The following is a 13,277-nucleotide window of genomic DNA, read 5'->3' as shown; positions in this document are numbered from 1 at the left end:
AATGACCGAAGCAAGTACCGGCGAACACGCAGGCGCTCCACCTCCGCGCGAGGAAAGCCATTTGCGCGTACATCCGTTCCTGCTGCTCAAAAGAGCAATGCCGCGCGGACTTTACTGGCGCTCACTGATCATCATCGTCGCACCGATGGTGCTGCTCCAGTTCGTTGTCACCTACGTCTTTCTGGAACGGCACTGGCAACTCGTCACCGAACGGCTTTCCGCAAAAACAGTAGCCGAAATTGCCCTGCTACTGAGCGACTATCAGGAAAACCCCACACCGGAACGTGCAACACGCATTTCAGCCCGAGCCGGGCATGATCTTGGTCTGCCTGTCGCATTCCTCGATGACGAGCAACTTCCTGAAACGCCTTCCTCGACTTCAGGCTTGCTCGCGGATTCGCTGAACGACGAACTGCGCAGACGTGTCACCCGCCCCTACTGGATCAACACTGCGAACTACACCGAATATGTCGACATCCGTATCGCCTATGACGGAGGGGTAATGCGTGTGCTGACCCCCGCGTCGCATGTCTATGCGTCCAACTCGCATATCTTCCTTGTCTGGATGTTCAGCACTTCGGTTGTGCTGCTCATCGTTGCGCTTCTTTTCCTGAGAAACCAGATACGCCCCATCGAAAGACTGGCAGAGGCAGCCGAATCCTTCGGTATGGGCCGCGATGTCGCGAACTACAGGCCTCAAGGCGCATCGGAAGTGAGACGCGCCGCCCAGGCCTTCATGGAAATGCGCGCGCGAATTGAACGCCAGATCGAGCAGCGCACCGCCATGCTGGCAGGTGTCAGCCATGATCTGCGCACCCCGCTGACGCGCTTCAAGCTGCAGCTTGCCATGCTCGGCGACAGCCCGGAACTCATTGAGCTTCGCGAAGACGTCGCCGAGATGGAACGTATGCTCGACGACTATCTCGAATTCGCACGCGGCCATCAGGGCGAAGCATCGGAGGAGACGGATCTCGGCGAATTGATCGAGGAAGTACGCGACGATAGTCATCGCAAGGGGCACGATGTCCGTCTTGAATTCCATGGCGACCTGACCTTGCCGCTCCGCCGTAACGCCTTCAAACGCTGCCTGACGAACATCATCGACAACGCCGGAAAGTATGCAGAACATGTCTGGGTCACAGCCATCCGGGATGCGGAAACGGACGGTGGCGGCGGCAGCATCGATATCCTCGTGGACGACGACGGCGAAGGCATCGCAGAGGAGCAACTCGAGGAGGTTTTCCGGCCTTTCTACCGGCTCGACGCTGCCCGCAACCTCGACAAGGGCGGCACTGGCCTCGGCCTCGCCATTGCGCGCGATATTGCGCGCGGGCATGGCGGCGACATCACCCTTTCTCGGAGTCCTATGGGCGGCCTTAGGGCCATCATCCATCTGCCCGTTTAATTTAGGTCAGCAATATTGACCTTTATGGCTGCGCTGCATTAGGCTCCTCTCCAAATCGGCAGGGAGGAACGGCGATGGATCTACCCTCAATGGTCGCGGCCTGGCAGGCTGCATGGCAGAGCCTCGATCCCGATCGGGTAGCTGTGCTCTATGCCTCCGGCGCAACACATATGAGCGGTGCCGTCGTGAAGCGCATGAACCGCCCTGACGGGATGTTGACTGGCCCGGCGGAAATTCGCGCTTACGCAACAGCGGTTGCAAAACAGATTGGAAGCTTCCGGGCGGACATAACCAACGTCATTGCAAACGAGGAGACCGCGGGCGGATCCGCTGCAGTCGAATACTGGCGCGTCCTAGATGGCAACGAGAGAGAACAAACGCGGGTCGTGGAGATACTCGAATGGCAGGGCGACAAAATCACTGCTTGCCGGGTCTTCCATTTCTGAAAGCAGTCACGCCGCTTCTTTCGGACGAGCTTGACGGCCGCCCGGGCGGAGGCGGGAGAGACGGTCCAGCAACGCCGAACCATCGCGCAACCTCCGGTCGAGTTCGGCCATCGTCTTTGATTGATCCGCGTCATCCTCAAGCCAGACACGGAACGCCGCACCCCATATGAAGGCCAGACCGCGAACACGCATGGCGCCCGCGATGCCCGAAGAATCGATCCCTGCTGCCTCCAGCATCCAGCCCATCGACTGAAGGAGAGGCCGGGCGAGCGGCACGGCCGCCAGAGGGTCGCGCCTGATATCGGCGGAGATACGCTTGAGCGCCTCTCTGTCGTCCGACAAAGCATCGAACCGCATCATCAGCACATCGAAGAGCCGGTCCTGCGCGGTCTCGCCAGAAACGTCTTCCGCCGACACCTCTTGCAGCACCCGTTCATCGATCCGTCGCCCATAGGCGTTGAGAATGCCAGCCTTGGAAGAAAAGCTCTTTGAAAGATCTGACAGGCTCACCTTCGCCGTTTTCGCGATATCGGCGAGCGAAAGTACCGTCCAGCCGCGTGACGCGGCAAGTCTGAGCGCGGCTTTGACGATTTTCTCTTCGGGGTCGAGCTTCTTTGCCATTTTGCGCCTCCTCCCCACACAGCATAGGCAGTCATGCCGTTTCTGGCGAGGCTCCTACTTGCCGAGCTCGCGCGCCCGGTCCCGCGCGGCAAGCGCGGTCCTGCGCATCAGTGGCGAAAGGCCCCCCTCACCCATAAGAACATCGAGCGCAGCCGCCGTTGTCCCCCCCGGAGAGGTGACATTGATCCGGAGTTCGGAAGCAGATTCTTCCATCCGGTGCAGCATCTCTCCCGAACCGCTCACCGTCTCCCGCGCAAGCTTCATGGCAAGATCGGCATCAAGGCCCAACGCCTCGCCCGCAGCAGCCAGACATTCCACCATGTAGAAAACATAGGCCGGGCCGCTACCCGATATGGCTGTGACCGCATCGATCAGCGCCTCGTTTTCAACCCAGCCGACTTCACCCACGGCAGCAAGAAGATTGTCGGCGAGCACCTTCTGTTCCGGCGTCACACGCGTATTGGCGCAGGCGACTGTGATCCCGCGCCCGATGGCCGCGGGCGTATTCGGCATCGAGCGAACGGCATGCACCTCGGCACCCAGCAGTTCCTGAAGGCGGTGCAGCCCCATACCCGCTGCTATTGAAAGAAAAACAGTCTCGGGTGAGACAAGCGGCGCAAGCTCCGGCAGCACAGAAGTCATGGTCTGCGGCTTCACGGCAAGCAGAACCAGTGCCGGGCGCTTCGCGGCGATCTCCGCCATAGGTGGGTTGAGTGACAAGCCTTTTGAAGCGAGCCTCTCGATGTCGGTTGAGGGGACCGGATCGCGTACCGCAACCAACGAAGGCAAAAGACCTTTCGCCAACCAGCCGTCGAGCAGCGCACCGCCCATCTTGCCCGCACCTACCAGAACGAGCGGACGTTCGAATGAAAATGTCATGTCTGAAACCGTCGCTTGCAGAAACCGTGTGGAATAGCGCGCCTGTTCAGGCGCGCCCCTGCGTCTCGAACATGGCGGCGGTAATTGCCTCTTCGGCCGACTTGCCCGCCCACATGACGAATTGCAGCGCGGGATAATACCGCTCGCAAGCCTCCACGGCGAGCCGCAGCAGCGCCTCGCATTGCTCGGGTGTTGCTGCCGCTCCGCCGCAAAGCAACAGGCTGTTGCGATAGAGCACGACGCCATCGTCGGACCAGATATCGAAATGGCCGGACCAGAGCTGTTCGTTGATGAGCGTCAGGAGATGGCGGACCACTGGACGCTTCTCCGGCGGCACCCGCAGATCGAGCGTGCAGGCAACATGAAGCCCGGAAATATCATTCCGCCAGTTGAGTGAAAGCTGGTAGTCGCGCCATTCCCCGACGACACAGATATTCAGTTCGTCCTCATGGCTCCGTTCAAAGAACCAGTCACGAACCTGCGCGACTTGTTCGAGCAGATCGAGGGGATTGCCGTCGAATTCTTCGGCCTCGGCGACAGAGCCTGACATTCGTTACCCCGCTCGGGCTACCCTTCCCGGTGACCAGCCCCGGACACGTCCGCCGGTCTATATATGGTGGGCAGCCCATCCCTGAAACACTAGGCAACGGTGCCCGATGCATTGAGTCGGCGCAACCCTCCCTGATGAAACGGTCGTGGATAACGGCACGGAATCTGTGGAAAGCCTGCGTACTCAGCCGAGTGGCGAGGTATCGCCTTCGGGGCCGGGAGCCGTCGGATCTTCGCCAGAATCGTCAACCTTCTTGGCGTTCTTCCGTGCCTTCGGTGCAGGCTTGGAAACCGCAGCCTCCAACACCTCGATCCGCGCCTTGAGTGTCTCGTTTTCCTCGCGCGCCAGCTGTGCCATGGCACGGACAGCCTCGAACTCTTCGCGCGTCACAAGGTCCATGTCGGCGATAAGCCGCTCCGCCTGACCACGCAGCACCGTCTCTACTTCCTGGCGCACACCCTGAGCTGCGCCGGCAGCATTGGTGAAAAGACGGCCAAGCTCGTCGAAGATACGGTTCTGGGTCTGGGTCATCTGAAACTCCGCTTGCGGCTTCGAGAGAAGAAGATAACGCTTCGCTCGCGAAAAGCGAATCCCGCAACCTGCGGCGGAGCGCCGCTTTCCTTGACATGGATCGCGCGGGAGCGAAACTGGCGCCCATCGGCGGGCAACTGCATGCCCCAAGCTTCAAACTGGAGCCCCATGCCCTTTCCTGACATCGACCCCATACTGATCGAGATTGGTCCCTTTGCGATCCGCTGGTACGCACTCGCCTATATTGCCGGGCTTGTTCTCGGCTGGCGTTACATTATTGCGCTCGCGGAAACCCCGCGACTCTGGAACGGGCCCGCACCTGTCACCCGCACAGATGCCGACGACATGCTGCTCTGGGCGGCGCTCGGCGTTATTGTCGGGGGGCGTATTGGCTATGTGCTGATCTACAATCCCGCCTATTTCGCAGCGCATCCGGTCGAGATATTCTATGTTTGGCAAGGCGGCATGAGCTTCCACGGGGGGGCCTTCGGCGTCCTCGTGGCGATGATGCTCTTCGCACGCGCGCGCGGCATTTCATTTCTGCCGCTTCTCGATCTCGTCAGCGCAGCCGTCCCTATCGGCATCTTCTTCGGCCGCATCGCCAACTTCATCAATTCGGAACTCTGGGGCCGCGTAACGGATGCGCCCTGGGGCATCGTCTTTCCGAATGGCGGGCCGCTGCCCCGCCACCCAAGCCAGCTTTACGAAGCGGCACTCGAAGGCGTTCTTCTCTTTGTAGTATTGCGTCTCACGACGCACCGCTTCGAAGCACTGAAAAGGCCGGGCGTGGTAATGGGCGTCTTCATTTGCGGTTACGGCCTTGCTCGTACCGCGGTTGAGTTCTTCCGAGAGCCCGATCAGCAAATCGGATACCTGTTTGGCGGCTGGTTCACTATGGGCATGTTGTTGTCCATCCCGATGGCGCTTATCGGCGCGTCGCTCGCCTGGCATTTTGTCACGCGGTCGAGCAAGCCTGCCACCGCAGCAAAGCGGAAATGACGGCCACTGCCCTCACACATCATATCGCCCGGCTGATCGAGGAGACGGGGCCGATCCCGCTTTCCCACTACATGGCACTGGCCCTCGGCCATCCCGACCATGGCTACTACATGACGCGCGATCCGCTCGGTGCGAAAGGCGACTTCATCACCGCGCCGGAAATCAGCCAGATGTTCGGTGAACTCATCGGCCTGTGGCTTGCGGAGCAATGGCTGCAGCAAGGAACACCGAAACCTTTTGCGCTTGCCGAACTCGGCCCCGGCCGGGGAACGCTGATGTCCGACCTTTTGCGGGCAATCCGCAGCGTACCGGGCATGACCGATGCGGCAGAGGTTCACTTCGTTGAAACGAGCCCCTCCTTGCGCGACGAACAGAAAGCCCGCGTTCCCCACGCCACTTGGCATGAACGGATCGATACGCTGCCGCAATTACCGCTTTTTCTGGTCGCCAACGAGTTTTTCGATGCCCTTCCCGTGACGCAATACCAGCGCACGGAGCGTGGCTGGTGTGAACGCTATGTCGGCCTTGAGGGAAAACGCTTCATACCCGTGCTCGCGCCTGTACCTCTCGCAAGTGACGCCCTGCTTCCGGCGCCGATGAAAAACGCAGCCGAAGGTGAGATCGCGGAAATCTCGCCTGCAAGCACAGCAATCGCCGAAGAAATCGCATCCCGCATCGCATCGAGGCGAGGCGCGGCTCTCTTCATCGACTACGGCCACCCGCGAAGTGCGCCGGGCGACACCCTCCAGGCAATGAAAAACCACGCATATGCCGATCCCTTCGACGCACCCGGCACTGCCGACATTACAACCCATGTCGATTTTGAGATGCTGTCCCGCGCAGTTGAGACAGGCGGGGCAGAGGCGCATGGCCCGGTTGAACAGGGGGCGTTCCTGACAGCGCTCGGCATCGAGGGGCGAAAGGAAGCCCTCACGCGTAATGCGACCCTTTCGCAAAGAGCGGATATAGCGAAAGCAGCGCAGAGGTTGACCGCACCCGGCGAGATGGGCAGCCTTTTCAAGGTGCTGGGGATCACCCCGCGCGGCAGTATGCTGCCCGCCGGTTTCGCTTGAAGGAAGTTGTCATGTTGAAGGCGAAGCCTTTCGAGGTTCTTTCCCATGTGCGTCATGGCTTTTTCACGCGCGAAGGCGGTGTATCGAAGGGCATCTATACATCGCTGAATTGCGGCTACGGCTCGAACGACGACAAGGAATGTGTACGCGAGAACCGTACGCGCGTGGCGGGCAAGCTGAGCGTCGAACCGGAAAAACTGCTGACGGTTTATCAAGTGCATAGTCCAGAGGTGGTAACGGTTACCCATCCCTGGGAGCCGGAAGAGGCGCCACAAGCCGACGCAATGGTGACGGCAAAGGCAGGCGTCGCGCTCGGCATCCTTACCGCCGACTGCGCACCGGTCCTCTTTGCCGACAACAACGCGCATGTGATCGGCGCCGCGCACGCAGGCTGGAAAGGCGCCATAGGCGGCGTCCTCGAAGCAACCATCGAGGCAATGATCGGTCTCGGCGCCGAACGCAATCGAATCGTTGCAGCCATCGGCCCTTGCATCTCGAAAGATGCCTACGAAGTGGGCGCCGAATTCCGCAACCGCTTTCTCGATGCGGATGACACGAACGCGAGGTGGTTCGCTGCTTCCGAAAACCACGGTCATTTCATGTTCGACCTGCCCGGCTATGCCGAAGCGCGGCTTGAAGCGGCCGATATTGGGACAATTGCCGTGGTTGGCCGTTGCACATATCGGGAACAGAAGCGTTTCTTTTCCTACCGCCGCACAACGCATCGCAAGGAAAAGGATTATGGCCGCCAGATTTCAGCCTTGATGCTCAGGGACTGACAGCGCAGCCGATATTCTCCCGAATCACGTTAAACTCCGCCCGAATGATGCGCCACGGGGCGACGGGAGCGGGACGGACCGGCAAGTGCAGGCGGCAAGCGACGGAGCCAGCGGCAACTGGAAACAGGCGAGCGTACGGCGGCTGCGGGTCGGCGCGGCGATCGCTATTCTCGCAGTTGCGGCCTGCGTCGACGATGCCGCATCGGACAAGGCGACATCCCGCGACACGCCCCCTTCAACGGAAGGGCAGCAGGCGGCAGCGGCAACAGGCCCGAAAGTCGCGATATCGGCATTGAGCGGCGTACCGCCGACGAAAGCCAATCTCTTTTCGGCAATGCTGAAAGAGGAAGCGCTGCGGACGACTCTGCCCGCTAGCGTAAGCGAGGGAGCCTCCGCTTTCGACGCGACCGGCGCCATGGCGGCCGGCGAGCGCGAGGACGGTACATATATCGTCGCGGTTGTGGATATCACCAATACGAAAGGCTTGCGCCTTGAACGCGTGGTCAGCGACACGCTCCTGCCCGAGCGCGGCAAAGCCGGTAACGCATGGGACTCCGTTGGAAACGACGATCTAAGGCGTTTGGCCGCCACAACAGCCGGCAAGATCGCTGCCTGGTATGCAGGCACCTTCGCCGCGGGCCAGACGATGGCGGAAAACCCCGGCACCGATCCCGTCGCGACCGGCAGCATCGCCTTAGCGGCGCCGCTCAAAAAGCCTGAACCTCGTTTTAATGTGGTGGTCGGCCCTGCACCCGGCGACGGCGCCACATCCTTGTCCCACGCGCTTGAGAGAGCGCTCGATCGGCGGATGCAGACCGCGACATGGATCACCGGTGGTCCCTACCGGATCGATGGCAGCATTGTTACCGCCTCACGCAATGACGGACTGACCGATGTCTCGATCCGCTGGATTGTCAAAACCGCCGACGGCGCCCTTCTTGGCGAGGTGGAGCAGCGCAATGCTCTCGATGCTGCAAAGATCGCAAGCCGGTGGGAAGATGTGGCCAAAGCCGCCGCCGACGCCGCGGCCGAAGGCGTGATGGGCGTGCTTCAAGGGCCGCCCTTCCCCGTGGCATCGAACTCATGAACGCCGCGGAGCCCGAAAAACAGGCAATTTCCAAAGCGTGGTTTGCGTGTTTACAGGGGGTGGACCCCTTGTTAAAACCCGCACGCGCCGTCACCGGACCGTCATGTCCGCGCGGCGATTTCAAATAGGGGCATGGGCGCTCGCCCTACGGCGGGTCTCAAGTGTGATGGCAGGGGTCACGGAATGAAACTCGTATCGGGCAATTCCAACAGGGCTCTTGCCGAAGCCATCGCAGCCTATCTGAACCTGCCCCTCACAAAATCAGTCGTGCGCCGCTTCGCCGACATGGAAGTCTTCGTTGAAATTCAGGAAAACGTCCGCGGCGAGGACGTCTTCGTTATCCAGTCGACCTCCTACCCCGCCAATGACCACCTGATGGAGACGCTCATCATCATAGATGCGCTGAGACGCGCTTCCGCGCGGCGCATCACGGCGGTGATCCCCTATTTCGGCTATGCGCGACAGGATCGTAAACCCGGCGCCCGCACCCCTATCTCGGCGAAGCTCGTCGCCAATCTGGTGGTGACGGCCGGGGCGGACCGCGTTCTCACACTTGATCTTCATGCCGGCCAGATCCAGGGCTTCTTCGATATTCCGACCGACAACCTCTTCGCCGCCCCCGTACTGACCCGCGATATCGAGCAGCACTACAAAACAAGCAACGGCGTCATGGTCGTCTCGCCGGACGTCGGCGGCGTGGTGCGCGCCCGCGCCATTGCAAAACGCATCGGCGCCGACCTCGCCATCGTCGACAAGCGCCGCGAACGGGCGGGTGAATCCGAGGTCATGAACATCATCGGCGACGTAAGCGGCCGATCCTGCATCCTAGTCGACGACATCGTCGACAGCGCGGGCACGCTGTGCAACGCCGCAGAAGCACTGCTCAAGGCCGGTGCGACGGAAGTCTCCGCCTATGTGACGCATGGCGTGCTCTCGGGCGGCGCCGTCGCCCGTGTTTCGGCCTCGCAGCTGAAAGAACTCGTCATCACGGATTCGATCCAGGCAACCGAGGCGGTCCGCGTCAGCCACAATATCCGGGTGGTTTCCATCGCCCCGCTGATCGGCGAGGCCATGCGCCGGACCGCCGAGGAGCGCTCGGTTTCGAGCCTGTTCGACTGAGGACACCTCCCTCCTCCACGGCCCTCGCCGGTTGAGTTTTCAAGGACTTGGCGCTATAAGGCGCGCAATCCCGCACTTCCACACCCCTGGAGGAGACTTGCGGGCCATTTGCGCGGGCCTTCAAGGCCCCGTTTTCATTGGAGAATTTGCTATGGCCGAGACACATACGCTCGCAGCCGAGGCACGCGAAAAAGGCAGCAAGGGGGCTGTCCGTTCGCTCCGCCGCGAAGGCCGCGTCCCCGCCGTTATCTATGGCGAGAAGAAGACCCCCGAGCTCATTCATGTGAGCTACAAGGAAATCAACGCGCTGTACCAGACCGGTACCTTCATGAGCCATGTGCTCGATGTCGAGATCGGCGGCAAGAAGGAACGCGTCATTCCTCGTGACGTTCAGTTCGAGCCGGTGCGCGACTTCATCATCCATGTCGATTTCCTGCGTCTCGGCAAGAACGCAACCATCGTGGTGAACGTGCCTGTGCACTTCCACAATCACGAAGCCTCGCCCGGCATCAAGGGCGGCGGCGTGCTCAACATCGTGCGTCACGAAGTCGAACTCTCCTGCCCCGCCGATGCGATCCCCGAACAGATCGACATCGACCTCAAGGGCTACGAGATGGGCGACTCGATCCACATCTCCGCCGTGACGCTGCCCGGCAAGGTGACGCCGACGATCACGGATCGCGACTTCACCATCGCGACCATCGCCGCGCCTGCCGCCGTCGTTTCCGCCGACAATGAAGCCAAGGCGGAAGACAAGGCCGAGGGCGCTTCCGAGGAAGCGAGCGAAGAAGGCTCTTCCGAAAAGGAAGACTGATCTTCGTTGCCTGAAAGGAGGCGGCGATGATCTTGCTCGTCGGTCTTGGAAATCCGGGCGCGAAATACGAACGGAACAGGCACAATGTCGGATTCATGGCGGCGGACGCAATCGTTCGCCGCCATTCCTTTTCGCCGCCACGCGCGCGCTTTCAGGGCATCGTCTCCGAAGGCATGTTCGACGGCGAGAAGGCGATCGTGCTGAAGCCCACGACCTACATGAACGAAAGCGGGCGCGCCGTCGGCGAGGCGATGCGCTTCTACAAGCTGACCCCGGCGGACGTCGTCGTCTTCTATGACGAACTCGACCTCGATCCCGGCAAGATTCGTATAAAGACCGGCGGCGGCGCGGCAGGCCATAACGGCATCCGCTCCATCGCCTCGCATATCGGACCCGACTTCCGCCGTATACGGATCGGGATCGGCCACCCGGGCGCGAAGGATCGCGTGCTCGGTTACGTGCTTGGCGATTTCTCCAAGGCGGACGCTGCATGGGTAGAGCCCATGCTCGACGCAATGGCGGATGCGGCCCCCCTTCTCGCCGAAGGCAAGGATGCGACATTCGCGAACAAGGTGCATCTCGCGCTCAATCCCGAGCCCGCGAAGAAGCCGAAGACAGAAGACAAATAGTAGAACGGAGAGACCGAGGTCATGGGATTCAAATGCGGCATCGTCGGATTGCCCAATGTCGGCAAGTCCACTCTTTTCAATGCGCTGACGCAGACAGCGAGCGCGCAGGCCGCGAACTATCCCTTCTGCACCATCGAGCCGAATGTCGGCGAGGTGGCAGTGCCGGACCCGCGCCTCGACAAGCTTGCGGCGACGGCAGGCAGCAAGGAAATCATTCCGACCCGGCTTACCTTCGTCGATATTGCAGGCCTCGTGAAAGGCGCATCGAAGGGCGAAGGCCTCGGCAACCAGTTCCTCGCGAATATTCGCGAAGTCGACGCGGTTGCCTATGTGCTGCGCTGCTTCGTCGATGACGACATCACCCATGTCGAAAACCGCATCGACCCTCTGGCCGACGCCGAGATCGTCGAGACGGAGCTGATGCTTGCCGATCTCGAAAGCCTTGAGAAGCGCCTCGTCGCACAAGAGAAGAAGGCGAAGGGCGGCGACAAGGAAGCCAAGCAGCAGATCGAACTGATGAACATCGCGCTCGTCTATTTGCGCGAAGGAAAGCCCGCCCGTATTGCAACGGCTGACGGCAAGATTTCCGACGATGACATGAAGGCGTGGGAGGGACTGAACCTCCTCACCTCGAAGCCCGTTCTCTATGTCTGCAACGTGGAAGAAGCCTCCGCCGCGACGGGCAATGAATATTCGAAGGCAGTTGAAACCCGCGCGACAGCCGAAGGCGCGCAATGGGTCGTGATCTCCGCGCGCATCGAGGAAGAGGTAGCGCAGCTCCCTGAAGACGATCGCGCCGAATATCTCGAAACGCTGGGCCTCGAAGAACCCGGCCTGTCGCGTCTGATCCGCGTCGGCTACACGCTGCTCGATCTCATCACCTATTTCACGGTGGGACCGAAGGAGACGCGCGCATGGACCATCACACGCGGCACACGCGCACCTGCCGCCGCAGGCGTCATCCACACGGATTTTGAAAAAGGTTTCATCCGTGCAGAGACGATTGCCTATGACGACTATGTAAATCTTGGCGGCGAACAAGGTGCAAAGGACGCGGGCAAGATGCGTCTCGAGGGCAAGGAATATGTGGTTCATGACGGCGATGTGATGCATTTCCGCTTCGCGAATTGAGAAGACGAAACGGCATCTCGCTACGCCTCTCACGGGGCGGGGACAAGTTTCTCCCGAACCGCGAAGCGGGGATAAACCGGCCCGACTGTCATCAAAACGTCACGATAACGTCACAAATGACGGCGGCGGGAAACTGAGAAGAATTAGTCCCCGGTTTCGAGGGGCGGACCAAATGACCGGCCACGAGTCGCGAAATAAATAATCCCCGGTTTCGGGCCATGCGTACGGGAGGACGAATGGGTACGAGAGAGCCGAAATTCCATTGGGAAGATTTCCCCGTCGGCGAAACCGTCGAATTCGGGGAAAAGCACGTCACCAGGGAAGAAATCCTCGAATTCGCGAGCGAGTTCGACCCGCAGCCCTTCCATCTGGACGAGGAAGCGGCGAAGCAGTCGATCCTCGGCGGGCTCTGCGCGAGCGGCTGGCATTCCTGCGCGATGATGATGCGCATGATGTGCGACGGCTACATCCTCGAAAGCGCATCGCTGGGCGCGCCGGGCGTCGACGAAGTGAGATGGCGCAAGCCGGTCTATGTGAACGATACGCTCCGCCTGCGGAGAACCTGCACGGAGCGCCGCCCCTCGAAGAGCCGCCCGGAGATGGGCCTCACCAGATTCCACATCGAAATGCTGAACCAGAAGGACGAGGTCGTGCTGACCTCGGACGGCTGGGCGATGTATGGCAGGCGCCACCCCGGCGCCCCGGTCGAGGAGGACTGATACATGCCCTGGTTCGAAGACATAGAGATCGGCAGCCGCACGGAACTGGGTAACCACACTTTCGAGGCCGATGAAATCATCGCCTTCGCGAAGAAATACGACCCGCAATATTTCCATGTCGATGCCGAGGCCGCAAAACACGGACCCTTCGGCACACTGACCGCGAGCGGCTGGCACACCTCCGCGACATGGATGAAGCTCATGATCGCGTCGCGGCGAGCGACGCCGGAACCCGCCGACGAAAACGGCCGCACGCCCCCGGCGGGCGGCCCCTCTCCCGGCTTCCTTGAGATGAAATGGCCAAACCCGGTGCGCGCGGGCGACACGATCAGCTATTCTTCGGAAGTAATCGAAAAACTCGATATGCGCTCGCGGCCCGGATGGGGCATCGTAAGGAGCCTCAATATCGGCGTGAACCAGCACGGCGAAACCGTGATGAGCTTCATCGGACAGGGCTTGATCGAAAGGCGCGCTCCAAAAGGCGCGTAACGAAAA

At 60.9% G+C, this 13,277-nt stretch carries 16 protein-coding genes; 12 read left to right on the top strand and 4 right to left on the bottom strand.

Annotation, left to right across the window (positions count from 1 at the left end; all coding sequences use genetic code 11):
- Position 1: 1 nt before the first annotated feature.
- Both ABJO61_RS14735 and ABJO61_RS14730 read left to right on the top strand, forming a co-directional pair.
- Entirely contained in the window at positions 2-1,405 is a 1,404-nt protein-coding gene (locus ABJO61_RS14735; protein ID WP_348326634.1) for an ATP-binding protein, read from the top strand.
- 74 nt (positions 1,406-1,479) lie between these two features.
- Positions 1,480-1,851 (top strand): nuclear transport factor 2 family protein, encoded by a 372-nt coding sequence (locus ABJO61_RS14730; RefSeq protein WP_348326632.1) that lies wholly within the window; start codon positions 1,480-1,482, stop codon positions 1,849-1,851.
- 6 nt (positions 1,852-1,857) lie between these two features.
- On the opposite strand, the gene ABJO61_RS14725 is transcribed toward ABJO61_RS14730, so the two are convergent.
- From ABJO61_RS14725 to ABJO61_RS14710, 4 genes are all read right to left on the bottom strand, one after another.
- On the bottom strand, positions 1,858-2,472 hold the full coding sequence (locus ABJO61_RS14725; RefSeq protein WP_348326630.1) for a helix-turn-helix domain-containing protein: 615 nt from the start codon (positions 2,470-2,472) through the stop codon (positions 1,858-1,860).
- Between the two features lie 54 nt (positions 2,473-2,526).
- Entirely contained in the window at positions 2,527-3,351 is an 825-nt protein-coding gene (proC, locus tag ABJO61_RS14720) for a pyrroline-5-carboxylate reductase (protein ID WP_348326628.1), read from the bottom strand.
- Positions 3,352-3,397: 46 nt separating this feature from the next.
- A complete protein-coding gene (locus tag ABJO61_RS14715; RefSeq protein ID WP_293333378.1) occupies positions 3,398-3,901 on the bottom strand; it encodes a YbjN domain-containing protein in 504 nt (167 codons plus the stop codon).
- Between the two features lie 183 nt (positions 3,902-4,084).
- On the bottom strand, positions 4,085-4,432 hold the full coding sequence (locus tag ABJO61_RS14710) for an accessory factor UbiK family protein (protein WP_348326625.1): 348 nt from the start codon (positions 4,430-4,432) through the stop codon (positions 4,085-4,087).
- A gap of 168 nt (positions 4,433-4,600) precedes the next feature.
- Here ABJO61_RS14710 and lgt point away from each other — a divergent pair, with 168 nt between their 5' ends.
- The 10 genes from lgt to ABJO61_RS14660 all read left to right on the top strand — a co-directional run bounded on the left by lgt (position 4,601) and on the right by ABJO61_RS14660 (position 13,271).
- Positions 4,601-5,431, top strand: coding sequence for a prolipoprotein diacylglyceryl transferase (gene lgt / locus ABJO61_RS14705; protein ID WP_348326623.1), 831 nt, complete (start codon positions 4,601-4,603; stop codon positions 5,429-5,431).
- Positions 5,428-6,504 carry a class I SAM-dependent methyltransferase gene (locus ABJO61_RS14700; RefSeq protein WP_348326621.1) on the top strand — a complete coding sequence of 359 codons (1,077 nt, stop codon included), beginning with the start codon at positions 5,428-5,430 and terminating at the stop codon, positions 6,502-6,504. The genes lgt and ABJO61_RS14700 overlap by 4 nt, the downstream gene beginning before the upstream one ends.
- 11 nt (positions 6,505-6,515) lie before the next feature.
- The gene (gene pgeF / locus ABJO61_RS14695; protein WP_348326619.1) at positions 6,516-7,283 is read left to right on the top strand and encodes a peptidoglycan editing factor PgeF; all 768 of its coding nucleotides are present in this window, start codon (positions 6,516-6,518) and stop codon (positions 7,281-7,283) included.
- Positions 7,284-7,368: 85 nt separating this feature from the next.
- On the top strand, positions 7,369-8,370 hold the full coding sequence (locus ABJO61_RS14690; protein ID WP_348326617.1) for a hypothetical protein: 1,002 nt from the start codon (positions 7,369-7,371) through the stop codon (positions 8,368-8,370).
- 183 nt (positions 8,371-8,553) lie between these two features.
- Positions 8,554-9,489, top strand: coding sequence for a ribose-phosphate pyrophosphokinase (locus ABJO61_RS14685; protein ID WP_348326615.1), 936 nt, complete (start codon positions 8,554-8,556; stop codon positions 9,487-9,489).
- Between the two features lie 151 nt (positions 9,490-9,640).
- Positions 9,641-10,303 carry a 50S ribosomal protein L25/general stress protein Ctc gene (locus tag ABJO61_RS14680; protein ID WP_348326613.1) on the top strand — a complete coding sequence of 221 codons (663 nt, stop codon included), beginning with the start codon at positions 9,641-9,643 and terminating at the stop codon, positions 10,301-10,303.
- 26 nt (positions 10,304-10,329) lie between these two features.
- On the top strand, positions 10,330-10,932 hold the full coding sequence (gene pth, locus ABJO61_RS14675) for an aminoacyl-tRNA hydrolase (RefSeq protein ID WP_348326611.1): 603 nt from the start codon (positions 10,330-10,332) through the stop codon (positions 10,930-10,932).
- Between the two features lie 21 nt (positions 10,933-10,953).
- Complete coding sequence (ychF, locus tag ABJO61_RS14670; protein WP_348326609.1) at positions 10,954-12,063, top strand: redox-regulated ATPase YchF; 1,110 nt, start codon at positions 10,954-10,956, stop codon at positions 12,061-12,063.
- A 236-nt stretch (positions 12,064-12,299) separates the two neighbouring features.
- Positions 12,300-12,782: a MaoC family dehydratase gene (locus ABJO61_RS14665; protein WP_348326607.1), complete on the top strand. Its 483-nt coding sequence runs from the start codon at positions 12,300-12,302 to the stop codon at positions 12,780-12,782.
- A gap of 3 nt (positions 12,783-12,785) precedes the next feature.
- Positions 12,786-13,271 (top strand): MaoC family dehydratase, encoded by a 486-nt coding sequence (locus tag ABJO61_RS14660; RefSeq protein ID WP_348326605.1) that lies wholly within the window; start codon positions 12,786-12,788, stop codon positions 13,269-13,271.
- Positions 13,272-13,277 lie beyond the last annotated feature (6 nt).

This window comes from Parvibaculum sp. (assembly GCF_039973015.1).
In the GTDB taxonomy this organism is placed as follows: domain Bacteria; phylum Pseudomonadota; class Alphaproteobacteria; order Parvibaculales; family Parvibaculaceae; genus Parvibaculum.
This window is presented reverse-complemented; position numbering and strand designations above follow the sequence as displayed.

Excerpts from the sequence above, each read along its gene's own strand:
- ABJO61_RS14735 (WP_348326634.1), top strand. The coding sequence starts at position 2 with ATGACCGAAGCAAGTACCGGCGAACACGCAGGCGCTCCACCTCCGCGC.
- ABJO61_RS14730 (WP_348326632.1), top strand. The coding sequence starts at position 1,480 with ATGGATCTACCCTCAATGGTCGCGGCCTGGCAGGCTGCATGGCAGAGC.
- ABJO61_RS14725 (WP_348326630.1), bottom strand. The coding sequence starts at position 2,472 with ATGGCAAAGAAGCTCGACCCCGAAGAGAAAATCGTCAAAGCCGCGCTC.
- proC (WP_348326628.1), bottom strand. The coding sequence starts at position 3,351 with ATGACATTTTCATTCGAACGTCCGCTCGTTCTGGTAGGTGCGGGCAAG.
- ABJO61_RS14715 (WP_293333378.1), bottom strand. The coding sequence starts at position 3,901 with ATGTCAGGCTCTGTCGCCGAGGCCGAAGAATTCGACGGCAATCCCCTC.
- ABJO61_RS14710 (WP_348326625.1), bottom strand. The coding sequence starts at position 4,432 with ATGACCCAGACCCAGAACCGTATCTTCGACGAGCTTGGCCGTCTTTTC.
- lgt (WP_348326623.1), top strand. The coding sequence starts at position 4,601 with ATGCCCTTTCCTGACATCGACCCCATACTGATCGAGATTGGTCCCTTT.
- ABJO61_RS14700 (WP_348326621.1), top strand. The coding sequence starts at position 5,428 with ATGACGGCCACTGCCCTCACACATCATATCGCCCGGCTGATCGAGGAG.
- pgeF (WP_348326619.1), top strand. The coding sequence starts at position 6,516 with ATGTTGAAGGCGAAGCCTTTCGAGGTTCTTTCCCATGTGCGTCATGGC.
- ABJO61_RS14685 (WP_348326615.1), top strand. The coding sequence starts at position 8,554 with ATGAAACTCGTATCGGGCAATTCCAACAGGGCTCTTGCCGAAGCCATC.
- ABJO61_RS14680 (WP_348326613.1), top strand. The coding sequence starts at position 9,641 with ATGGCCGAGACACATACGCTCGCAGCCGAGGCACGCGAAAAAGGCAGC.
- pth (WP_348326611.1), top strand. The coding sequence starts at position 10,330 with ATGATCTTGCTCGTCGGTCTTGGAAATCCGGGCGCGAAATACGAACGG.
- ychF (WP_348326609.1), top strand. The coding sequence starts at position 10,954 with ATGGGATTCAAATGCGGCATCGTCGGATTGCCCAATGTCGGCAAGTCC.
- ABJO61_RS14665 (WP_348326607.1), top strand. The coding sequence starts at position 12,300 with ATGGGTACGAGAGAGCCGAAATTCCATTGGGAAGATTTCCCCGTCGGC.
- ABJO61_RS14660 (WP_348326605.1), top strand. The coding sequence starts at position 12,786 with ATGCCCTGGTTCGAAGACATAGAGATCGGCAGCCGCACGGAACTGGGT.